We start from the raw sequence: 22665 nt of genomic DNA, 5'->3' as shown, positions 1-22665 counted from the left end.
TACTGGCCGATATTCGGCTTGTTCCCGATTGAGAAAACCCGTTAAATCGGGTGATCACCCTCTGATGGAACTCTTTGATGGATCGTTATCTGGTTTTTGGCCACCCGGTGCGCCACAGCAAGTCCCCCTTCATTCATACCCTGTTCGCCAGACAGACCCAGCAAGAGCTGGAGTATGGGCTGGCCGAGCCCGCCGTCGACGAGTTTGCAGCTACCCTGCGCAGCTTCTTTGCCCAGGGAGGCAAGGGGTGCAATGTCACAGTGCCTTTCAAGGAGCAGGCATTCGCCCTGGTCGATCGACTGAGTCCAAGGGCCAAGCGGGCAGGCGCGGTCAATACCATCAAGCTGACCGATGATGGCGTGCTGCTGGGGGACAACACCGATGGCGCCGGGCTGGTAGCCGATCTCAAGTCCCATGGGGTGACGCTGGCAGGCAGCCGGATCCTGTTGCTGGGGGCCGGTGGGGCGGCTCGCGGTGCGCTGGCGCCGCTGCTGGCGGAGAAGCCGGGCGAGTTGGTCATCGCCAACCGCACTCATGGAAAAGCGCAGCAGCTGGCTGCCGAATTTCAGGATCTGGGTGCGCTCAGTGCCAAGACTTACGAGCAGTTGGCGGGGCCGTTCGATCTTATCATCAATTCCACCTCCGCCAGTCTGCAAGGGGAGTTGCCACCGCTGGCGCCTGCCCTGATCCACGCCGATATCGCCATTTACGACATGATGTACGGTGCGACAGACACGGCCTTCATCGGCTGGGCCAAGCAGCATGGCGCCCGTCAGACCATGGATGGGCTCGGCATGCTGGTGGAACAGGCTGCCGAAGCCTTTACCGTGTGGCGCGGCATCCGGCCTGGCACCAAGCAGGTGTTGAGAGAGTTGAAGCGCAACCTGGGCACCTTGTAGGTCGGTTCGCTTACCAAGCCGGCTGGGGGTGGAACAACCGCGAATGTGCAGCCCCGCAGACGAGCTCTGGCAACCTCACCCTCTGGTATCTGAGCAGAACCTCTCTCATCCTCGGGGAAAAGTGCTCCCCTCGGGTAGGAGAGTGAAATTGGCACTATTTTTAAATTGGATTTAAATCGATAAATAACAATGTGTTATGGTGTTTTCAAGCTCGCGTTGTTCGCGTTTATCAAGTTTTTTCTCAAAGCAGCGGAACTTGTGCGAAATGGTGCTGACTAACTAGATAGTTGAGGAAGTGCTAGCTAGTCACCTTTATAACTCCCCGGTATTTATACTGGGGATTTTTTTATCTTTTTGAAAAATATAGAAATTTACCTCATCCATTCTAAGTGAAACTAAATTACATAAATTACTTTCACTTTCTGCTGCTTTGCTGTACAGTTATCAGCGTAGGGTACAGAGGTAAGATGTTCTATCTTTCAGACCTTTTATTTCACGTAATTGAATGTGGCTGAATAGCAGCCCCGATGAGTCATCGTCGGGGTGTTTTTTTATGCGAATCATTTAGAGTAAATGCTTTAAATTGGGCGATCTTTTGTTAGAATAGGGATGTTTCTTGAGGAAAACCAATCGTCTTTGTTCTCGAGAACTCGCTTTTTCCCAATTTTTTGAACTCATTTCTTCAGGCCGGTCCGCGACAGCGAGACTGGCCTCATTTTTATCCCTTCCTATCCCATTGTTGTAATAAATTTTCAGTTTCGTTGATGTTAGGCATTATTCCCGGCTTGTCTGGCAGGAGAGATGAAAACGGTGTCAAGGAGGGGGTAAGTTAATTTTCACAACAGCCTAACGTTCTATCTCTCTGATTAGAAGGACTTATAAGCAATAGGGATGAGTTGTAACAGAAGGGGGCGTGGGGGCTGGCCCGGGCAGGGGAAAACTGAAAGTCTTTCAATCAGCGGAGGGCCAACTCCGCTCATTGCAGCAAGAAGAGGAGCGATTTACTCCTCGATCTGGTGGTCTTCTTCTGTGTCGGTTGGAGTTGCCTCGGCATTGGACAGATACCAGCCGCTCAGGGTCTGGGCCAGCTTCTCGACGCCTATGTTGTTGAGGGAGGAGAAGGCTTCAACCTGGATCTGCGGACCCAGTTCGGCTACTGCCTGGCGCACCTTGATCACCTGGTTGTTGCGGGGACCCGGGCTCAGTTTGTCTGCCTTGGTCAGCAGCAGCATCACAGGCAGTTCGCGGTGTGAGCTCCACTCCAGCATGTTCATGTCGGTCTCTTTGAGCGGATGGCGAATGTCCATCAGGATCACCAGACCTTTCAAGGATTCGCGGCGCTGCAGGTATTCAGCCAGTGACTTTTGCCACTTGAGCTTCATTTCCAGCGGAACCTGCGCATAACCGTAGCCCGGCAAGTCGACCAGGCGCTTGCCCGGCTCCAGTTCAAACAGGTTGATCAGCTGGGTACGACCCGGTGTCTTACTGGTCCGTGCCAGGTTCTTGTGTTTGGTCAAGGTATTCAATGCAGATGATTTACCGGCGTTGGAACGCCCGGCAAACGCAATCTCGACACCCCCATCATTTGGCAGGTGGCGGATGTCGGGTGCGCTGGTCACAAAATGCACCTTATTGAAATTTAGAGTTTGTGTATCCAACGTAAATTCCCCATAGAGATAGAGGGTTATAGAGTTACTTTTTTGTGAAATCGTGTAAAATGGCGTCGCTTAAACGCGTTTATTTTAACATGCCTTCGGCGGCATGGGATCTGGAAGCCTAATAACGAGAAAGTTGGAACGCCATGAAGAACCTAGTCATTACACTTGCTCTGATGGTTGGCGTAACTGGGATGGCACAAGCCAAGGGCGATGCCGCTGCGGGACAAACCAAGGCTGCCGTCTGTGCGGCCTGTCATGGACCGGACGGCAACAGCCCAGTCGACATGTATCCCAAGATTGCTGGTCAGCACGCATCATATATCAAAAAACAATTAGTTGAACTGAAGGCTGCAGCTTCTGGCCAAACTGGTCGGGTTGCTCCCATCATGGGACCCATGGCGTTGCCTCTGTCCGATCAGGACATGGACGACCTGGCCGCCTACTTCTCCAGCCAGAAGGTGACTCCGGTTGCCGTGCCCGATGACGTGGTTGCCGCAGGCAAGGCGCTCTATATGGGAGGCGACATGGGACGTGGTCTGGCCGCTTGTACCGCCTGCCATGGTCCGCGCGGTTCCGGCGTCGAGCAGGCCAAGTATCCCAGCTTGTCGGGGCAGCACCCTGCGTATATCAAGGCGCAGCTCACCGCCTTCCGTGCGGCAGCCCGTGACAATGACCCCAATGGCATGATGCGGGATGTGGCCAAGAAGCTGACGGATCAGGACATCGAGGCGCTCTCCAGATACGTGGCGGGTCTGCACTGATAAGGTCCTGAATCTAGCTTGTTGAAAATAACAGGGAACTATCAAGGTTCCCTGTTCTCTTTTGGGGCTTCCGGTGCCATGTCTGCAAATGCCCTGCATTGTTGTAAGAGATCCCCCATTTCCGAGTCCGGTCGGGGCTGAAACAGTGTTCGGCCTCTGAAACAGAAGCTATAATTTTCAATATGTTAAGAATGAGATGGCCACTTATCTTCGTTTGAAAGCATGCCGGGTGGATTGAGCCCCGCAGCGAAATTGTTACAGTGAGCCTATGGAATGACCGGGCGAGCTGTTGGCGTTCGGGTTGGACAGAGAGTCGGCTCAGCAGGCAAGTGATGAGCAGGAGAGTCAGAGACCAGGATGGTGACCGCCAGGGATGAGCGGGGCTGCGGGAGGCAACCACCCCAGAAAGACGACCGGATGTTGTCCGCATGGGTCAGACAAGCACACGCACATTCAGGATCGAGCAACAAGGGTCAGGAAGACCTAACGACATGATGCGCAGAGGTACGCCCAGGGATAAGGCGATTTGCAGCCAGGGAATGGGACTCGCATGACAGGATCAAGGCAGCTTCGGCTGCCTTTTTTCTGCTGGGTCATTAACCCGCCAAGGCATTCTGTGTCAAAATACCAGCAACATGCCCAGAGGATGCCGATTCTGCGGTGTTCAGCGACCGAATATGGTCGAATTGGTGCGGGATCCCACTCTTGTTCCAGATTTACTGTTCCCCGCTTCAGCATCCTCCCCGGACGAAACAATCCCGGGGGTTTCAATCCAGTTATTTGTCGGAGTCATTCATGTCGGCCAAACAACCCACCCGCAAGCCTACCGGCAAGCGCAAAGAATCAGATGCCAGTGCCCTGGAAGGCCGCGAGCGCAAACGCGCCGCCAAGCGCAAGGGCTTGAAGGCGGGCTCCCGTCAGCAGGTCGAGCAGGGCAAGAAGGGCGGTAGTGGCAAGCAAGCCAAGGATCCGCGCATCGGCTCCCGCAAGCCGGTCGTGCTGATCGTGGAAGAGAAGCAGAGCAAGCCGGTGGCGCCCAAGCCGCAAAAAGAGAAGAAGTTGGTGATGACGCCCGAGCAGGAGCTTGCCTCCATCGAGAACGATGATCGCCTGAACGATCTGCTGGATCGACTGGATGCCGGTGAAACCCTGGAAGCGGCCGAGCAGGCCTGGGTCGATCAGCGCGTCGATCGCTATCAGGAGCTGATGGACGAGCTCGGCATCATAGACACCGACGAAGATGACGACGGTGATTTTGACGAGGTCGAGTATGAAGAGCCGAGACAGCCGGCCTCCGAGGAGGAGCTGTGGGAGCGTTTCAGCCAGGTTGACTATCAGCCCGAACCCAAGCCAGAGCCGAAGAAGAAGTGATGAGTGGATGGATGCTGGCCGCCCTGCTGGGGGGCCTTGTCTTGCTGGGGCTGGCTGTCTATGCCGGCACCCTGCTGGCGCGTCTCAAGCGTCAGCACGACATGCAGCGGCAGGCCATCGCGGCCCGCAACGAGCGCATCCTCGACAGCGTCAGGGTGATCGCCCATGCGGTACGGGATGGTCAGTGCGACTACTCGGAGGGGGCCATCCGGCTGACCAACCTGCTGGACGCCTTGCAGATCAAGGGTGGACGGGCCTTTGCCAGTGAATTCCCCGGTCTCTATGGCCTCTACGAGAAGGTGAAGGAGATGCCGACTCACGAGGCGAGGCGAGCCCTCAAGCGCAACGAAGTGATGAAGATGGATCTCGAGCGCAGCGGCTACGAGGCCGAGCTGGAGGCGCAGATCCTCAAGGATGTCGCCCGACTGAAGGACTTTCAGCTAAACCGGTGAGCCCTGGATAACAAAGAAAGAGGAAGCAAGCGTGCAAGCAGAACAGATTGTGTGGGATCAGGCCCTGATCGAGAAATATAACTACAGCGGCCCGCGTTACACCTCCTATCCCACCGCGCTGGAGTTCAACGAGGGCTTCGGTTATCCGGACTTCGTCCAGGCCGCGGGCCAGTATCCGGCGCGCAATCTGTCGCTCTACGTGCATATCCCCTTCTGCCACAAGCTCTGCTACTACTGCGGCTGCAACAAGGTGATCACCCGTCACCAGCACAAGGCCGATCAATACCTCGATTACCTCGAGCAGGAGATCAAGGCGCAAGCCCCCCTGTTCAAGAACCGGCTAGTGACCCAGCTGCACTGGGGCGGCGGCACCCCCACCTATCTGAACGAGGGGCAGACCCGTCGCCTGATGGCCATCTTGCGGGAGCACTTCCACTTCGCCGAGGAGGGGGAGATCAGCATAGAGGTGGACCCGCGCGAGATCGAACTCTCCATGCTGGACGTGTTGCGGGAGCTGGGTTTCAACCGCATCAGCCTCGGCGTGCAGGATTTCAACAAGGCGGTTCAGGTCGCGGTCAACCGGGAGCAGGACAACGACTTCATCCGCGCCATGCTGGAGCGCGCCCGGGCATTGGGGTTCCGCTCCACCAACCTGGATCTCATTTACGGCCTGCCGCACCAGAACCGGGAGAGCTTCCACCACACCCTGGAGGAAGTGCTCAAGACGGATCCGGCCCGCCTCTCCATCTTCAACTATGCCCATCTGCCGAGCCGCTTCGCCGCCCAGCACAAGCTGAAGGAGGAGGACATGCCGGCCCCCCGGGAGAAGCTGGCCATGCTGCAGGACACCATCGCCTTCCTCACCGGTCAGGGTTATCAGTTCATCGGCATGGATCACTTCGCCAAGCCAGATGACGAGCTGGCGGTGGCCCAGCGCGAGGGCAAGCTGCACCGCAACTTCCAGGGCTACACCACCCAGGGGGATTGCGATCTGCTGGGGCTGGGGGTCTCTTCCATCAGCATGATGGGGGATGCCTATTCCCAGAATCAGAAGGACCTCAAAACCTATTACGCCCAGGTGGAGACGCTCGGCCACGCCCAGTGGAAGGGGTGTTCCCTCAACCGGGACGACCTGATCCGCCGTGAGGTGATCAAGCGCCTCATCTGCGATTTTCGCCTGAACTTCGCCGCCGTCGAGCAGGCCCATGGCCTGGTCTTCCGGGAATACTTCGCCGAGGATCTCAAGCTGCTGCAGACCTTCATCGACGATGGTCTGGTGCGCCTGACAGACGACGGCCTTGAGGTGGTCTCCACCGGTCAGCTGCTCATTCGCAACATCTGCATGTGCTTCGATGTCTATTTGCGCAGCAAGGCGCGCCAGCAGCAGTTCTCCCGAGTGATCTGAGCCCTCGGCCAGGTTCTCTACATAAAAAAAACCGCCTTTCGGCGGTTTTTTTATTGGGCTTGCCCCTGCTCAACGCTGAGCCGCGCGGGCACTCAATTCGGCCTTCTCGCCATCGCTCAGGAAGGCCAGGGTCAGGCCGTTCTGCTGGGCGGTGCGGATCTCGCTTATCGTCATGCCGGCGGCCGGGGCGGCCACCTCGTATTCGTGGGGCAGGTCGATGCCTTCCACTGCGGGATCGTCGGTGTTGAGGCAGGCCAGCACGCCGGCGGCCAGGAACTGGCGGATCGGGTGCTCGGTCAGGCTGGCGACCGTGGTGGTCTGGATGTTGGAGGTGAGGCAGGACTCGATGCCGATGCGGTGCTCCGCCAGATAGGCCATCAGGGCCGGATCCTGGATGGCCTTGACGCCGTGGCCGATGCGCTCGGCGCCAAGATCTCGAATGGCCTGCCACATGCTTTCGGGGCCCGCCGCTTCACCGGCATGCACTGTCACCCGCATGCCCGCATCCCGCACCTTGCGAAAATGTTCGGTGAAGAGTGTGCCCGGGAAGCCCAGCTCGTCACCGGCCAGATCGATGGCGACCAGCTTGTCGCGGTGGGCCAGACAGGCGGCCAGCTCCTGACTGCACTGTTCGGTGCCGAAGGTGCGGCTCATGATGCCGATGAGGTTGGTCTTGATGCCGAAGTCGCGGCTGCCGGCGGCCACTCCGTCTATGATGGCTTCCACCACGCCCTGCGGGTGCAGCTTGTGGGCCATCGCCATGTAGGCGGGGCTGAAGCGCAGCTCGGCATAGTCGATGCCGGCACGCAGCAGATCTTCCACGTTCTCGTAGGCGACCCGGCGGCAGGCATCGTAATCGGCCAGCACGGCCACGCCCCAGTCCAGCTTCTTCAGGAAGGCCACCAGACTCGGCTCGTTCTCGACGATCTGCACGTGAGGGCGCAGGGCTTCCAGCTCATCGGCCGGCAGCTGGATGTTGTGCAGGCGACCCAGCTCGAGAATGGTCTGCGGACGGATGTTGCCATCCAGATGGCGGTGCAGGTCGGTCAGGGGGAGGGATCTGTCAATCATGGTGGCGCCTTCTGCGAGTCGGGTTGGAAAGCCTGTCATTCTAGGCGGGGATCTTGAAAAAGATACCCCGTTTGCAGGCAAACGGGGTCTGATTGGTCAGGCTTTCCCTCAAGGCGTGATGGGAATCGTTTTTCCCGCAGACTCAGGGAATGTCGAGTTCCTTGAGCTTGCGGGTCAGGGTATTGCGACCCCAGCCAAGCAGGCGGGCGGCCTCCTGCTTGTGGCCATGGGTGTGCTCCAGTGCCGTCTCCAGCATGATCCGCTCGAACTGGGGCATGGCATCCGCCAGGATGTCGGTCTCCCCCAGCGCCAGCTTGGCGGCCACCCAGTCCTGCAGTTGTTGCTGCCAGCCACCGGTCAGAGCAGGCTGGCCGGGCTCCGCCGTGCTGGTGATGGGAGTCAGCAGCTCGGTGGGCAGATCGCCGACCAGCACCTCCTGACCGGAGGCCATCACGGTCAGCCAGCGGCAGACGTTCTCCAGCTGGCGCACGTTGCCGGGCCAGGGCAGGCGGCTGATGTAGGTCTGGGTATCCGGGTGCAGGCTCTTGGCCTCCACGTTCAGCTCCTTGGCGGCTCTGAGCAGGAAGTGCTGGGCCAGCTGGGGTATGTCCTCCCGGCGCTCCTTGAGGGCGGGGATATGGATGCGGATGACGTTGAGGCGGTGGAACAGATCCTCCCGAAATTCGCCGTCGGCGACCCGTTTCTCCAGATTCTGGTGGGTGGCGGCGATGATCCGCACATCCACCTGCACCGGTTGATGGCCGCCGACCCGGTAGAACTGGCCGTCCGCCAGCACCCGCAGCAGCCGGGTCTGGACGTCCAGGGGCATGTCGCCTATTTCGTCGAGAAACAGGGTACCGCCGTCGGCCTGTTCGAAGCGGCCGTGACGTATGTTGTTGGCGCCGGTGAAGGCCCCCTTCTCATGGCCGAACAGTTCGGATTCGATAAGATCCTTAGGGATGGCGGCCATGTTGAGGGCGATGAAATTCTTGTGGGCGCGCGGGCTGTGCTTGTGCAGGGCATGGGCGACCAGCTCCTTGCCGGTGCCGCTCTGGCCGTTGATGAGCACCGAGATGCTGGAGCGCGACAGCCGGCCGATGGCGCGAAACACCTCCTGCATGGCGGGAGCCTCACCGATGATCTCCGGGGTGGTGGTGGCCTCCTGCTGGCGCGCCTTGCGCTTGGTGCGCTGCTCTTTCAGATGATTCTCGGCGCGGCGCACCAGGGTGACCGCCTCGTCGATGTCGAACGGCTTGGGCAGGTATTCGAAGGCGCCGCGCTGGTAGGCGTTGACCGCGCTGTCGAGATCCGAGTGCGCCGTCATGATGATGATGGGCAGATCGGCCTGGCGGCGGTGGATCTGCTCCAGCAGGCTGAGGCCGTCGATGCCCGGCATGCGGATATCGGAGAGGATCACGTCCGGTGAGCGCATCTCCAGCGAGCTCAGCAGGGCTTCGCCGTCGGCAAAGCTCTCGCATTCGAAGCCTTCGCTGCCAAGGGTACGCTCCAGGACCCACCGGATGGAGCTGTCGTCATCGACGATCCACACTTTTGCTGTCATGAGGTTCCCTTACTTGCGAAGTGGTAGGTAGATGGTGAATTCGGTGTGGCCGGGCCAGCTGATGCAATCTATGCGTCCCTTGTGCTGATCGATCAGGTTCTGGGCGATGGAGAGGCCAAGGCCTGTGCCCCCCTCCTTGCCGGTGATCATGGGATAGAAGAGGGTGTCGCGAATGGCATCGGGAATGCCGGGACCGTTGTCGATGATCTTGATCTCGGCGGCCAGGCGGTAGCGCTGACCGTGGATGGTGATCTGGAAGGCGGTGCGGGTCTTGATGCGGATGAGCCCGGTCTGATCGCCGAGGGCCTCGGCGGCATTGCGGACTATGTTGAGAAACGCCTGCTGCAGCTGGTCCGGCTCCATCTCGAACTCGGGAATGCTGGGATCGTAATCCCGCTCTATGCGGATCTGGGGCGGCAGCTCCAGATCCACCAGACGACGCACCTGCTCCAGCACCGAATGCACATTGTGCATCTGATGGCGTCCCGGTCGTTGGGGGCCGAGCAGACGATCGACCAGCACCCGCAGGCGATCGGCCTGCTCGATGATGATGCCGGTATATTCACGCAGGGCCGGGTCCGGCAGCTCCTTTTGCAGCAGCTGGGCGGCGCCGCGCAATCCCCCGAGGGGGTTCTTTATCTCGTGGGCCAGCCCACGCACCAGCTCCTTGGCGGCCTGCTGCTGGGCATGTTGCTGCAGCTCCTGGCTGATCTTCTTCTGCTGATCGATCTTGCGCAGCTCCACCACCATCAGCCGCTGCTCGTGGTCGGCCATGGGGCTCACGCTGATCTCCACCAGCCTGGGCTCTCCCTCCACCACCAGGGTGACTTCGCTGTCGGTGAAGCCCTGCCCTGAAATGAGGCACTGCTTGAATCGTTGCAGGTCGAGGGAGATGTGCTCCAGCAGATGGGGCAGTTCGATCCCGATCAGTCGCCGTTCGCTGAGGGAAAGCAGCTGTTCGGCCGCCGGGTTGACGAATTGAATGCAGAGCCGCTCATCCATCAGGATGACGGCGGTCAGCAGGTTGTCCAAGAGTGTCTTGGCGTGATCCAAGCGGGTTGGCACAGGTTTCTCCCTAAAACGGTGCTTTACACCTGTTATGCACCGATATGGTGCATTGAGTTTACCCGCATCGGTGCGTCACATCACCCCTAATTGGCCTTGGGGGTGGCTTTGGGAGCCTGATTCACAGTCGTTCTATGCAGGTAAAAGGTGGCTGCTTTGGATTTAGCAAGGATCGTACCGTCTTTGGCGAGCAGCTCGAGCCGCGCCTCGTAGGCGCCGCGAGGGAGGTTCTCCACCCGGATGGCCAGGCTGTTGTGAACGAGGGGAATGGCCTTGTCGTTCAGCAGCAGGCGCACGTCATATTGCACCGGCGCCTGGGGGTGGACCTGGGCCTGGAAGACGATGTTGCCCGTGTTGTCGCGCAGTGTGCTGCCCGGCTCGGGGGAGAGCAGTTCTATCTCCAGGGGGGCGGCCTCCAGGGCCTTCCTGGCATCGACGCCGGTCAGGCTGTTGAAGTCGTCGACCTGGACCGAGTGGGGCGAGGTGCCGATGAGGGGGGAGACCCGCAGGTCGATTTCCCTGGCGTTCTTGCCGGGGGGAGGGGCGTCAGTGTAATGGGTCACCCCTTGGGGATCTATCCAGGAATAGACTCTGGCCGCCTGGGCGGTGCAGGAGATCATCAGCAAGAGGCCCAGCGTCCATGTCGGGTGTACTGTTTTCATCCATCTCTCCTTGACGGGGTTCACCTTAATCCTATCAGAGAAAAAAATGTCGGGCTTATTGTCGGATCCGCGGTGAAGAATGGGCTCGACGAGCCGTATGCCCCATGCTATGTGAGGCCATGAGTCATGATATTTCAGCCCCTTAGATAAAAAACCCGCCAGATGGCGGGTTTGTCATGATGAAGCAAGGACACCGGATTAGACGGAGTAGTACAGCTCGAACTCCAGCGGGTGCGGGGTCATGCGGACACGATCCACGTCATGCTGCTTCAGCTCCAGGTAGGAGTTGATGAAGTCGTCGCTGAAGACGCCGCCACGGGTCAGGAACTCGCGATCAGCATCCAGTGCGGACAGGGCCTCGTCCAGGGAACCGGCAACGGTCGGCACTTCTGCGGCTTCTTCCGGCGGCAGGTCATACAAGTTCTTGTCCATGGCATCGCCCGGATGGATCTTGTTGATGATGCCGTCCAGACCGGCCATCAGCTGGGCAGCGAAGGCCAGGTAGGGGTTGGCAGCCGGATCCGGGAAGCGCACTTCGATGCGGCGGGCTTTCGGGCTCGGCACAACCGGGATACGGATGGAGGCAGAACGGTTGCGGGCGGAGTAGGCCAGCATGACAGGAGCTTCATAGCCCGGCACCAGACGCTTGTAGGAGTTGGTGGTCGGGTTGGCGAAGGCGTTGATGGCCTTGGCGTGCTTGATGATGCCGCCGATGTAGTGCAGCGCCATCTCGGACAGACCGCCGTACAGGTCGCCGGCGAACAGGTTGACACCGTTCTTGGCCAGGGACTGGTGGCAGTGCATGCCGGAGCCGTTGTCACCGAACATGGGTTTCGGCATGAAGGTGACAGTCTTGTTGTAGGCGTGGGCCACGTTGTGGATCACGTACTTCAGGACCTGCACTTCGTCCGCTTTCAGCGTGAGAGTGTTGAAGCGGGTTGCGATCTCGTTCTGACCGGCAGTGGCCACTTCGTGGTGGTGGGCTTCAACGACCTGGCCCATCTCTTCCAGCACCAGACACATGGCGGCACGGATGTCCTGGGAGGAGTCAACCGGCGCAACCGGGAAGTAACCACCCTTGACGAAGGGACGGTGACCCTTGTTGCCGTGCTCGTACTCGGTACCCGAGTTCCAGGCAGCTTCTTCGGATTCGATCTTCACGAAGCTGTGGCCCATGGTGTTGGAGAAGGTGATGTTGTCGAACATGAAGAATTCCGGCTCCGGCCCGAACAGCACGGTGTCAGCGATGCCGCTGGCTTTCAGGAAATCTTCGGCACGCTTGGCGATGGAGCGCGGATCGCGGTCATAGCCTTGCATGGTGGCAGGTTCAAGCACGTCACAGACGATGTTCAGCGTGGTCTCTTCGGTGAACGGGTCCAGTTTGGCGGAGGCCGGATCCGGCATCAGCACCATGTCAGACTCGTTGATGCCCTTCCAGCCGCCGATGGAGGAGCCATCGAACATCTTGCCGTCTTCGAAGAAGTCTTCGTCGACCTGGTGGGAAGGAATGGATACGTGCTGCTCTTTACCCTTGGTGTCGGTAAAACGCAGATCAACAAACTTGACTTCGTGTTCCTGGATCAGGGCCAAAACGTTCTGGGCTGACATGCTAAGTAACCTCCGGTGTTAAAACTCTTTGGGTGAATGCGTCATCACATTCACATAAGCCAGTATCGTGCCAAGTTTGTGACAGCTTGATTTCAGGGCATTTGCACCCTTTCAGGCTGTCGGGACACCCGCTTTCATGCTTGGCTGCGCCTCAAAGTGGTGCAACCTTGGATCGTTTTGGTGCACCATTGTGGTGCGCCAACGTGCCAAGGCCATCTAAGCAGGCTTTTGGCGCGGGGTCCATGATCCAGATCCCCTGTTGTACGCGAATGGTCTGCAATTCTGCTAGGCAGATCACAAAGGCGAGAGTACAATTAGCGCCCAATTTTACCCGGTGATTTGAGGCGAGAATGTTAGAGAATTTACGCAATATTGCGATTATTGCGCACGTTGACCACGGCAAAACGACTCTGGTTGATAAGCTGCTGCAGCAATCCGGCACTCTGGATCGCACCAGCGAAGGTCAGGAACGGATCATGGACTCCAATGATCTGGAACGGGAACGTGGCATCACCATTCTCGCCAAGAACACTGCGATCCGCTGGAACGACTACCGTATCAACATCGTGGATACCCCGGGTCACGCCGACTTCGGTGGTGAAGTTGAGCGCGTGCTCTCCATGGTTGACTCCGTGCTGCTGCTGGTTGACGCCGTTGACGGCCCGATGCCGCAAACCCGTTTCGTGACCCAGAAGGCATTCGCCCAGGGTCTGAAGCCCATCGTGGTCATCAACAAGATCGACCGTCCGGGTGCTCGTCCTGACTGGGTAATGGATCAGGTCTTCGATCTGTTCGACAACCTGGGTGCCACCGATGAGCAACTGGACTTCAAGGTTGTTTACGCCTCTGCACTGAACGGTTGGGCCACCCTGGACCAAGACGTACCGTCCGACAACATGGAACCCCTGTTCCAGGCCATCGTCGACAACGTCGAAGCCCCTGCTGCGGATACCGAAGGCGGTTTCCAGATGCAGATCTCCCAGCTGGACTACAACTCCTACGTGGGCGTCATCGGCATCGGCCGTATCACCCGTGGTCGCGTCAAGACCAACCAGCAGGTCACCATCGTTGGTGCCAACGGCAAGAACCGTACCGGCAAGGTCGGTCAGGTGCTGGGTTACCTGGGTCTGTCCCGTACCGAAGTGGCCGACGCGCAAGCGGGCGACATCATCGCCATCACCGGTCTGGGCGAGCTGAAGATCTCCGACACCATCTGTGACAACAATGCCGTCGAAGCCCTGCCGCCGCTCTCCGTTGACGAGCCGACCGTGAACATGACCTTCCAGGTCAACACCTCGCCGTTCGCCGGTAAAGAAGGCAAGTTCGTCACCTCCCGCAACATCCTGGAGCGTCTGAACCAGGAGCTGGTCCACAACGTGGCCCTGCGCGTGGAAGAGACCGAAGATCCGGACAAGTTCCGCGTTTCCGGCCGTGGTGAACTGCACCTCTCCATCCTGATCGAAAACATGCGTCGCGAAGGTTACGAGCTGGCGGTATCCCGTCCGGAAGTTATCCTGCGTACCGTTGACGGCGTTCTGCAAGAACCGTTCGAAACCGTTACCGTCGACGTGGAAGAGATCCACCAGGGTTCAGTGATGGAGCAACTCGGCCTGCGTAAGGGCGAGATGACCAACATGACCCCGGATGGCAAGGGCCGTGTCCGTCTGGACTTCATGATCCCGAGCCGTGGCCTGATCGGCTTCCAGACCGAGTTCCTGACCATGACTTCAGGTACCGGCCTGCTGTACCACACCTTCGACCACTACGGTCCGCACAAGGGTGGCAGCATCGGTGAGCGTCAGAACGGCGTGCTGATCTCCAACGCTACCGGCAAGGCCCTGACCTTCGCCCTGTTCGGTCTGCAAGACCGTGGTCGTCTGTTCATCGGTCACGCGACCGAAGTGTACGAAGGCCAGGTGATCGGGATCCACTCCCGCTCCAACGACCTGACCGTCAACTGCCTGAAAGGCAAGCAGCTGACCAACATGCGTGCCTCCGGTACCGACGAAGCCCAGGTGCTGACTCCGCCGATCCGCATGACCCTGGAGCAGGCTCTCGAGTTCATCGACAACGATGAGCTGGTCGAGATTACTCCGAAGGCCATCCGTATCCGCAAGAAACTGCTGACCGAGATGGATCGCAAGCGCGCCGGTCGTGCTTGATCGATAGCTGTTCATCGACAGACCAAAGAGAGGCCTTATGGCCTCTTTTTTTATGGGCGCGCGGTGGTCTCTTGCTCCTGCATGGTCGATTTTTATGGTCGCGCGGCGGTCTCTTGCCTCTTGGATGGTCGATGCGATGGCCGTGAGCCGGCTGATGGGTGGTCAGATGGGCACCCTATCTGACACAATATCTGCATGATGACGCTTACGAGAATCAAGATGCAGCAGCAAATCCGCGGCCGCCTGGCCCACGCAGTCTCCTTCTTGCGCCACGATGGTGCCCATTTCGCCCAGTTTGTCTGGGGTCGTTTCCAGCAGGACAGGCTGACGGTCACCGCCGGCTACCTGGCCTATGTGACCCTGCTCTCCCTGGTGCCCATGGTGGCCGTGGTGTTCGGCATGATGTCGGCCTTCCCGGTGTTCCAGACCCTGAAACAGCAGATGGAACAGTTCGTCTATCACAACTTCGTGCCCACCGCCGGCGAGATGCTCAAGGAGTACATAGACGGCTTCGTGGCCAATGCCACCAACACCACCGCGGTCGGCATAGGCGCCCTGATAGTGGTGGCCCTGATGCTGATCTCGGCCATCGACAAGAACCTCAACTACATCTGGCGCTCGACCCAGAATCGACCGCTGGCCCAGGCCTTTGCCATGTACTGGATGATCCTGACCCTGGGCCCCGTGCTTATCGGAGCCAGCCTCGCCATCTCCTCCTACATACTGTCGCTGAAGCTGTTTGCCGCTGACAGCCTGTTTGGCGCTGGCTACCTGGTGCTGCGCAGCCTGCCGTTCCTGTTCTCTGTGTTCGGCTTCCTGCTTATCTATACGGTGGTGCCCAACTGCAAGGTGCGGCTGACCCACGCCTTGATCGGCGCCCTGGTGGCGGCCACCCTGTTCGAGCTGGCCAAGCGCGGCTTCTCCATCTACATCACCAACTTCCCCTCCTATCAGGCCATCTACGGCGCCCTGGCGACCATCCCCATTTTGTTCGTCTGGGTCTATCTGAGCTGGTTGGTGGTCTTGCTGGGGGCAGAGACCACCGCCTGCCTGGGGGAGTACGAGAAGCCCGGCAATGAGGAGCTGGCCTGAGTCAGCCACTCATTGTTGGCACCGATATTCATTCTGTTCGTCTGGGTCTATCTGAGCTGGTTGGTGGTCTTGCTGGGGGCAGAGACCACCGCCTGCCTGGGGGAATACGAGAAGCCGGGTGCCGAGGAGCTGGGCTGATCCCCTCGCTTATTGCTAACATCAACGACCGCCTTTGGGCGGTCGTTCGTTTCTGACAAGACAAAGGAGTTGCGGGTGATTGCATTGATCCAACGGGTATCCGAGGCCAGCGTGACCGTCGAGGGGGAGGTGACCGGGGCCATAGAGCAAGGGCTGCTGGTGCTGCTCGGGGTGGAGCAGGGGGATGACGAGGCCAAGGCCGACAAGCTGCTGCACAAGGTAAGCGGCTATCGCATCTTCTGTGACGAGAACGGCAAGATGAACCTCAACGTGAGCCAAGTCGGTGGCAGTCTGCTGGTGGTCTCCCAGTTCACACTGGCGGCGGATACCGGCAAGGGGATGCGACCCAGCTTCTCCGGTGGTGCCCACCCGAGCGATGCCGAGCGGCTCTATGACTACTTCGTTGCCCAGGCCAGGGAAAGCGGCGTGCCGACGGAGACGGGACGCTTTGCCGCCGACATGAAGGTCAGGCTGCTCAACGACGGCCCCGTGACTTTCTGGCTGCAGGTGTAGGGCCAACAGTAACAGCTCGCCAAGGGGCGTTAAGCCCCCTGGCTGATGGCGTGCAGTATGACGTTGCGATAGCCCGGCACCCCGTGGGCCGTGGTGGGGCCTATCCACTCCTCGGCCAGCCTTTTGGCCTGCGCCAGTTCGAGATGGGTCCGTGGCAGCAGGTTGACGATGAGGGTGCCGTGCAGGCATCTGGCCAGCGCCTGATAGATGGGAGCCTGGAACAGCAGCAGGGGATTGCCGTCCTGGCTGAACAGGTCCAGCAGCACCAGGTCGTACTGCTCCCGACTCTCCAGCAGGAAGTGCAGTGCATCGGCGTGGTGCAGCCGTGGCGCACCTCCAGTCGGGGGCAGGAAAAACTGCTGGAACAGGGTGAGGATCTCGGCGTCCAGATCCACGCAGTCGTGGCGGGCTTCGGGCCAGCGAGCACCCAGGTGACGGGTGAGATCCCCCCCTCCCAATCCCAGCTCCAGGATCCGGCTCGCCTGTGCGGGCAGCCGCTCGGCGATGCTCTGCTGATGGGGCAGGCAGAGGTGTTCCGGTTGGCTCAGGCTCATGGCGGATTGCACCACGCCGTCCATTTCCAGCCAGCGGTGGCGGGCATTTTCCAGGATGGAGAGGCGGCGTTCGGGTTTGGCGCTGAGGTGCAATAAGTGATCGGCTTGGTACGCTTGCAGATTGAAGTCCATGAATTTGCACGGCAAGATGGCTTTCGACCAGTGTAACTCAAGGATGTCGCTATGTACCGGGTGGTCACCCCTCAAACGCCAGCGGAGCTGGATGCCTGCTACCCGCTGCGCCGGGAGGCATTGGTGCGCAAGCCCTTCCATCTGCCCGTCGGCGCAAACTCAAGGATCGCTTTATGTATCGGGTAGTCACTCCCCAAACGCCAGCGGAGCTGGATGCCAGCTACCCGCTGCGTCGGGAGGCATTGGTGCGCAAGCCCTTCCATCTGCCCGTCGGCGCAAACTCAAGGATCTCTTTATGTATCGGGTAGTCACCCCCCAAACGCCAGCGGAGCTGGATGCCTACTACCAGTTGCGCTGGGAACTACTGCGCAAGCCTTTCAATCTGCCCGTGGGCTCCGAGCGTGACGAATACGATACCGTCGCCATTCATCGGCTGATGCTGGCCGAAGACGGCACCCCCATCGCCGTCGGCCGCCTCTTCATCGGGGGTGACGAGGCCCAGATCCGCTTTATGGCGCTGCGTACAGAGTACCGGGGTCAGGGGCTGGGGGCCCGCATGGTAGAGGATCTCGAACAGCTGGCCCGGGACGAGAAGGTGAAACGGCTGGTGATGAACGCACGCCAGGAGGCGGTGGAGTTCTATCGCAGGTGCGGCTTTCTCGAGGTGGGTGAGGGGCCCGTCTCCTTCGGCCGCATTCCCCATCGTCAGATGATCAAATCCATCAGTCCGCTGCAGACCATACAGTATCGCCCCGAGTGGTGTCAGGATCTCACCACCCGCTGGTCGAGGGGGATCCCCATCAGCGAGAAGATGGGGGTGCACATCACCCACTACGACGGCCAGACCTTCCACCTCAAGGCCAACCTGGCGGCCAACCTCAACGTCCACGACACCATGTTCGCCGGCAGCATTTACAGTCAGTGCGTGCTGGCGGGCTGGGGCCTCATCTGGCTGCAACTCAAGGAGGCCGGTCTGGGCGGGGATACTGTGCTGGCGGAGGGCAACATCAAATACTACAGACCGGTGAGCGAGGAGCCTGAGGCCAGGGTCGCCCGGGAGGGGATGCCCGCCGTGCTGGCGCCGCTCAAGAACGGGGAGTCCGCCAAGTTCAGCCTGCGGGTGCAGCTGTTCAGCGGCCGCAAGCTGGCGGTGGAGTTTGTCGGCCAGTACGTGGTGCTGCCCATCAAGCGGGCGGGACACTAACCCCCTCGTCCGGCATCCGATAGCAACAAGGCCTCATGATGAGGCCTTGTTCGTCATTGCGCCGCGGTGGCGGGGGGCGTCTGGGGTCGCCGGAGCGGGCCGCTGCGCCCCTGGGCCGGGTAGCGTACGCCAGTCTCCCAGTCGCAAGTGGCTTCCCCGCTCGGGAAGCGCCATTCAAGGGTCGGGCTCTCAAGGGGGCCGCGCCAGCGCGCCAGCAGCTCGGCGCAGCGCCGCTTGTTCAGCACGCCGAGATCCAGCTGCCACTGGTCGCTGGCGAGATCGACCCCGCCCTGCAACCCGAGCAGGTGGGTGATGGTGGAAGCCCCGCCCTGCTCGATCTGCAGCTTGCCCTGCTCAGCCCTGGCCTTCAGCCTGATGTGGTAGAAGGGGGTATCCCCCTGCTGCATCGCCTGCCACAGGGTCTCGGGGGTCAGGGTGGGCGGGGTCGCCTCCTTGAACCAGTTGTCCAGCAGCGGGTCTATCCCGACCTTGTCCCAGAAGGGATCCCTGGCCTCCAGGCTCAGGCTGCCCTGCAGGGTGTGGCGCCAGTTGCCGGGGGCCTGCTCCGGCTGCGGGGCCAGATCGGCTTGCAGATCCGTCTCCAGATCCACCTTGCCCGCCAGCGAGACGGGGGCATGGAGCAGTTCGCCCCACTTCTCCAGATCCAGCTGCTTGCCCTGCAGTTGCAGGCGGCTCTCCTGCCCGGGCACCTTGCCCCATTGGCCGCTGAGGCTGAGAGAGCCCTCATCCGGCAGCTCGCTGCCGAGCCTGTTGAGCTGCCAGGCGCTGGGGGTCAGCTCCCCATCCAGCACGCCGTTGCGGGCACTCAGGCCATCCCACACCAGCTCGAACCACTTGCTCTCGATGCGTGTACGGCCGAGCAGCGGGCCCGGCTGGTTGTTCCTCAGGCTGAGATCGCTCAGGTAGAGCTGCCAGCCGGTCAGGGAGAGGGGCAGGGTGTCGTCGAAGGAGAGCACCTTGAGCCTGTCGAAGGCCAGCTTGCGCACGTCGATCTGCTGGGGGCGCCAGCCCTGCCACTCCTGCCACCACCCTTCCGGCAGGCTGATGTCCATGCCGCTCAGGGCCATGTCCTTGAGGGTCAGCTTTTGCTGTTGGGGGTCGAGGGCAAGCTCGACATTGAACTCCCCTTCGTATGCCTTGCCCTGCAGCTCGGCCTCGATCTGCCGGGGGGAGAAGGCGAGCTTGCCCTCGATGGCTTCCAGCTGGAACAGGCCGCGGCCCAGATCCGCCAGGGTGCCGGAGAGATAGCCGCTTGGCTGGCTGCCCGCCTGCCAGTCGAAGGCGGTGAGCTGACCGCTGAAGTTGTTGAGGGAGAGCTCCTGCTCTATGGCATTGACGCTGACCCGATCGAGCTGGCCCCGATCCAGGGTGATGCGGCGCAGGGGGAGCTCGCCAGGGGGGATGTCACCGAGCTCGACCCGCATGCCACGGGCCTTGAGAGCGTGCAGTTGCAGGCTGCGATCCGGCCAGTTCAGCACCATGCCGGTCTCCAGCAGACCCTCGAACAGGTTGGTGGTTAGCTTGTCCGTGCTCAGCACCTGTCCCTCCAGTCGCCCCTTGAGGCTGAGGCGGGCCAGGGTGAGTTGCGGCGTCTCCAGCTGGTTGATGCCCAGGGTCAGGTTGGCCTGGGGCTGGCGTTTCGGATCGATCAGCTCCCAGTCGCTCAGGGTGGCGCTCAGACCGCGCAGGGTCAGGGCCTCGCTGTACAGGCTCAGGTTGTCTATGGTGCTGTCGCTGATGGTGAGGGAGTGCACCGGCAGGGTCGGCAGCTGGTTCGGCAGCGGCAGCTTGATGACGGGGCGGATCAGATCCAGGTGGGCGATGCGCACGTCCCGGTTCAGCCAGTCGATGTTGTCTATCTCCAGATAGATCTTCTCCAGCTGCACCGCATCCCCGTATTGCACCTGCTCCGCCAGCAGGGTGTAGGGGTGAAGCGGGTTGAACACCAGCCGGCCTATGGTGACAGGCACGCCGGTCTGCTGGCTGATCCAGCTGGCGATGGGGCCCTTGGCCCGTTCGGCGTCGAACAGGCCGAGGCCGACCCAGACGAATAGCAGCAGGAAGGCAAACAGATAGAGCAGGGCGCGTAGCCAGGAATTCATGGATGCTTTCCTCCTGTTTTGGGGTGTGTTGTCAGGCGTTTGAGTAGTGGTCCCGCAGGCCGAGCCAGCGGCGGATCAGCGGTTCGACATGGTTGGGATGCCTATCCATGAGGAAGCGCGCCATCTTCTGCACCTGGGGAATAAGCGGCTGGTCGCGCACCAGATCGGCGATCTTGAGATCCGCCAACCCGGTCTGGCGGGTGCCGAGCAGTTCCCCCGGGCCGCGCAGCTCGAGATCGCGCTGGGCGATCAGGAAGCCGTCGTTGGTCTCCCGCAGCACCCCGAGCCGGCTCTGGGCCGTCTTGGAGAGGGGGGCATGGTAGAGCAGCACGCAGTGGGAGGCCACCGAGCCCCGGCCGACCCGGCCGCGCAGCTGGTGCAACTGGGCCAGCCCCAGCCGCTCCGGGTTCTCGATGATCATCAGGCTGGCATTGGGCACGTCCACCCCCACCTCGATGACGGTGGTGGCGACCAGCAGTTGCAATATGCCCGCCTTGAACTCCTCCATCACCCGCTGCTTCTCGATGGGGCGCATCCGGCCATGGACCAGGCCTATGTGCAGGCCGGGCAGCCGGGCTTGCAGCTCGGCTGCCGTGTCTTCGGCAGCCTGGCACTCCAGCACCTCGGACTCCTCGATCAGGGTGCAGACCCAGTAGGCCTGCTTGCCCTCCTCGCAGGCGAGTTTGACCCGCTCGATCACATCCTGACGGCGGCTGTCCGGCAGGGCGACCGTGGTGATGGGGGTACGGCCGGGCGGCAGCTCGTCGATGACGGAGGTGTCGAGATCCGCATAGGCCGTCATCGCCAGGGTGCGGGGAATGGGGGTGGCGGTCATGATGAGCTGGTGGGGATGCACCCCTTCCCGCTCCCCCTTCTCGCGCAGGGCGAGGCGCTGGTGCACCCCGAACCTGTGCTGCTCGTCGATGATCACCAGAGCCAGGCGCTGGAACACCACCTGCTCCTGGAAGATGGCGTGGGTACCCACCACCATCTTGACGCTGCCATCGGCAATGGCGGCCAGCGCCTCCTCCCGCGCCTTGCCCTTCTGCTTGCCCGCCAGCCAGCCCACCTTGATGCTGAGGGGGTCCAGCCAGTGGGCGAAGTTGATGGCGTGCTGTTCGGCCAAGAGTTCGGTCGGCGCCATCAGCCCCACCTGGCAACCGTTGCCTATGGCTTGCAGCGCCGCCAAGGCCGCCACCAGCGTCTTGCCGGAGCCCACATCCCCCTGCACCAGCCGCATCATGGGGTGGCTGCGTTGCAGATCCTGGCTTATCTCCGCCACCACCCGGTTCTGGGCGCCGGTGGGGGTGAAGGGCAGGGCGCTTAGCAGCTTTTCCACCAGGGCCGGTGCCGGCTTGAGGGTGCGGGCCAGCTGGGTCTGCGCCTGGGCGCGGACCTTGAGGACAGAGAGGTTGTGGGCCAGCAGCTCTTCCAGCACCAATCGCTGCTGGGCCGGATGCTGGCCGCTCTCCAGCAGGGCCAGCGCCACCGAGGGGGGCGGGCGGTGGAGCAGACGCAGGGCGGCGGCCAGATCGATCTGCTGGGGGTAGAGACCGGCGGGCAGCAGCTCCTCGACGCCATAGAGGTCGAGCTGGGCCAGCGCCTGATCCGTGAGGCTGCGCAGGCTGAGCTGGCGCAAGCCTTCGGTGGTCGGGTAGACGGGGGTGAGCGCCTCTTCGGTCTGGCCGGCCTGCTCCTCGCCGAGCAGCTTGTACTCGGGGTGGGCCATCTCCAGCCCGTACTTGCCGGGACGAGCCTCGCCGAAGCAGCGGATCAGGCGGCCCTGGGCCAGGCTGTTTTTCTGGGCGGCGGTGAAATTGAAGAAACGCAGGGTCAGGCTGCCGGTGCCGTCGCTGATGCGGCACACCAGCATGCGGCGGCGTCCCATGACCAGCTGGGTGTCCTGGATTTCGCCCTCGACGGCGCCGTGCAGCCCGGGGGGCAGATCGCCGATGGGCCACACCTGGGTGCGGTCCTCGTAGCGCAGGGGGAGGTGGAACAGCAGATCCTGTACCGTGGCCAGCCCGAGCCGCTCGAGCTTCTCCAGCATCTTGCTGCCGACGCCCTTGAGGCTATCGAGAGGAATTTTATCCAATTTCATCAATTAGATGCCCGAAAACACTGTAAATATGTCCAGATGATAGGGGTTGTTGCTGTCTCGATGCAAGCCGCGTTGCAGCGGCAGGGGCTTCCCGGGCGGGGTGAGCGTGCGCATACGACAAAGGCCTGCCGAA

Annotated in this window: 19 protein-coding genes and 1 pseudogene; 11 read left to right on the top strand and 9 right to left on the bottom strand. The window is 60.9% G+C overall.

Annotated elements, in window-relative coordinates; genetic code table 11:
* The first annotated feature begins 77 nt into the window (after positions 1 to 77).
* Positions 78 to 899 (top strand): shikimate dehydrogenase, encoded by an 822-nt coding sequence (gene aroE, locus AAHB08_RS14385; protein WP_265435570.1) that lies wholly within the window; start codon positions 78 to 80, stop codon positions 897 to 899.
* Between the two features lie 1001 nt (positions 900 to 1900).
* Here the strand turns inward: aroE and yihA are convergent.
* Positions 1901 to 2557: a ribosome biogenesis GTP-binding protein YihA/YsxC gene (gene yihA / locus AAHB08_RS14380; protein WP_202047937.1), complete on the bottom strand. Its 657-nt coding sequence runs from the start codon at positions 2555 to 2557 to the stop codon at positions 1901 to 1903.
* Between the two features lie 143 nt (positions 2558 to 2700).
* Here yihA and AAHB08_RS14375 point away from each other — a divergent pair, with 143 nt between their 5' ends.
* From AAHB08_RS14375 to hemN, 4 genes are all read left to right on the top strand, one after another.
* Positions 2701 to 3318: a c-type cytochrome gene (locus tag AAHB08_RS14375; RefSeq protein WP_342059285.1), complete on the top strand. Its 618-nt coding sequence runs from the start codon at positions 2701 to 2703 to the stop codon at positions 3316 to 3318.
* Between the two features lie 795 nt (positions 3319 to 4113).
* Entirely contained in the window at positions 4114 to 4689 is a 576-nt protein-coding gene (gene yihI / locus AAHB08_RS14370; protein ID WP_139437654.1) for a Der GTPase-activating protein YihI, read from the top strand.
* 11 nt (positions 4690 to 4700) lie between these two features.
* Positions 4701 to 5141 (top strand): DUF2489 domain-containing protein, encoded by a 441-nt coding sequence (locus AAHB08_RS14365; RefSeq protein ID WP_342059324.1) that lies wholly within the window; start codon positions 4701 to 4703, stop codon positions 5139 to 5141.
* A 31-nt stretch (positions 5142 to 5172) separates the two neighbouring features.
* Positions 5173 to 6546: an oxygen-independent coproporphyrinogen III oxidase gene (gene hemN, locus AAHB08_RS14360; protein ID WP_342059284.1), complete on the top strand. Its 1374-nt coding sequence runs from the start codon at positions 5173 to 5175 to the stop codon at positions 6544 to 6546.
* 69 nt (positions 6547 to 6615) lie between these two features.
* Here the strand turns inward: hemN and add are convergent, their stop codons facing one another.
* The 5 genes from add to glnA form a co-directional block, all read right to left on the bottom strand.
* The gene (add, locus tag AAHB08_RS14355) at positions 6616 to 7617 is read right to left on the bottom strand and encodes an adenosine deaminase (protein ID WP_342059283.1); all 1002 of its coding nucleotides are present in this window, start codon (positions 7615 to 7617) and stop codon (positions 6616 to 6618) included.
* Between the two features lie 142 nt (positions 7618 to 7759).
* Positions 7760 to 9178 carry a nitrogen regulation protein NR(I) gene (glnG, locus tag AAHB08_RS14350; RefSeq protein ID WP_106885257.1) on the bottom strand — a complete coding sequence of 473 codons (1419 nt, stop codon included), beginning with the start codon at positions 9176 to 9178 and terminating at the stop codon, positions 7760 to 7762.
* A 9-nt stretch (positions 9179 to 9187) separates the two neighbouring features.
* Complete coding sequence (gene glnL, locus AAHB08_RS14345) at positions 9188 to 10243, bottom strand: nitrogen regulation protein NR(II) (protein WP_042648883.1); 1056 nt, start codon at positions 10241 to 10243, stop codon at positions 9188 to 9190.
* A gap of 86 nt (positions 10244 to 10329) precedes the next feature.
* Entirely contained in the window at positions 10330 to 10905 is a 576-nt protein-coding gene (locus AAHB08_RS14340; RefSeq protein WP_139437662.1) for a DUF4124 domain-containing protein, read from the bottom strand.
* Between the two features lie 198 nt (positions 10906 to 11103).
* Complete coding sequence (gene glnA / locus AAHB08_RS14335) at positions 11104 to 12513, bottom strand: glutamate--ammonia ligase (protein WP_025325354.1); 1410 nt, start codon at positions 12511 to 12513, stop codon at positions 11104 to 11106.
* Positions 12514 to 12863: 350 nt separating this feature from the next.
* On the opposite strand from glnA, the gene typA reads away from it, so the two are divergent.
* The 4 genes from typA (at position 12864) to dtd (ending at position 16418) form a co-directional block, all read left to right on the top strand.
* Positions 12864 to 14675 carry a translational GTPase TypA gene (typA, locus tag AAHB08_RS14330; protein ID WP_139437664.1) on the top strand — a complete coding sequence of 604 codons (1812 nt, stop codon included), beginning with the start codon at positions 12864 to 12866 and terminating at the stop codon, positions 14673 to 14675.
* Positions 14676 to 14894: 219 nt separating this feature from the next.
* Positions 14895 to 15767 carry a virulence factor BrkB family protein gene (locus tag AAHB08_RS14325; RefSeq protein WP_025325356.1) on the top strand — a complete coding sequence of 291 codons (873 nt, stop codon included), beginning with the start codon at positions 14895 to 14897 and terminating at the stop codon, positions 15765 to 15767.
* 12 nt (positions 15768 to 15779) lie between these two features.
* The gene (locus AAHB08_RS14320; RefSeq protein WP_446699535.1) at positions 15780 to 15905 is read left to right on the top strand and encodes a ribonuclease BN; all 126 of its coding nucleotides are present in this window, start codon (positions 15780 to 15782) and stop codon (positions 15903 to 15905) included.
* A gap of 75 nt (positions 15906 to 15980) precedes the next feature.
* On the top strand, positions 15981 to 16418 hold the full coding sequence (gene dtd / locus AAHB08_RS14315) for a D-aminoacyl-tRNA deacylase (protein WP_342059282.1): 438 nt from the start codon (positions 15981 to 15983) through the stop codon (positions 16416 to 16418).
* 29 nt (positions 16419 to 16447) lie between these two features.
* Here the strand turns inward: dtd and AAHB08_RS14310 are convergent, their stop codons facing one another.
* The gene (locus AAHB08_RS14310) at positions 16448 to 17104 is read right to left on the bottom strand and encodes a spermidine synthase (protein ID WP_342059281.1); all 657 of its coding nucleotides are present in this window, start codon (positions 17102 to 17104) and stop codon (positions 16448 to 16450) included.
* Between the two features lie 51 nt (positions 17105 to 17155).
* Between AAHB08_RS14310 and AAHB08_RS14305 the strand changes: the two are divergent.
* A pseudogene (locus tag AAHB08_RS14305) lies at positions 17156 to 17260 on the top strand (GNAT family N-acetyltransferase); the annotation flags it as partial.
* Between the two features lie 139 nt (positions 17261 to 17399).
* On the top strand, positions 17400 to 18308 hold the full coding sequence (locus AAHB08_RS14295) for a bifunctional GNAT family N-acetyltransferase/hotdog fold thioesterase (RefSeq protein WP_247627707.1): 909 nt from the start codon (positions 17400 to 17402) through the stop codon (positions 18306 to 18308).
* Between the two features lie 53 nt (positions 18309 to 18361).
* On the opposite strand, the gene AAHB08_RS14290 is transcribed toward AAHB08_RS14295, so the two are convergent.
* Together AAHB08_RS14290 and recG are read right to left on the bottom strand one after the other, a co-directional pair.
* Positions 18362 to 20431, bottom strand: a complete 2070-nt coding sequence (locus AAHB08_RS14290; RefSeq protein WP_342059280.1) for an AsmA-like C-terminal region-containing protein — start codon at positions 20429 to 20431, stop codon at positions 18362 to 18364.
* A gap of 31 nt (positions 20432 to 20462) precedes the next feature.
* Positions 20463 to 22532: an ATP-dependent DNA helicase RecG gene (gene recG / locus AAHB08_RS14285; RefSeq protein ID WP_342059279.1), complete on the bottom strand. Its 2070-nt coding sequence runs from the start codon at positions 22530 to 22532 to the stop codon at positions 20463 to 20465.
* Positions 22533 to 22665 lie beyond the last annotated feature (133 nt).

This window comes from Aeromonas sp. OTU364 (assembly GCF_038440395.1).
Lineage (GTDB): Bacteria > Pseudomonadota > Gammaproteobacteria > Enterobacterales > Aeromonadaceae > Aeromonas.
This window is presented reverse-complemented; position numbering and strand designations above follow the sequence as displayed.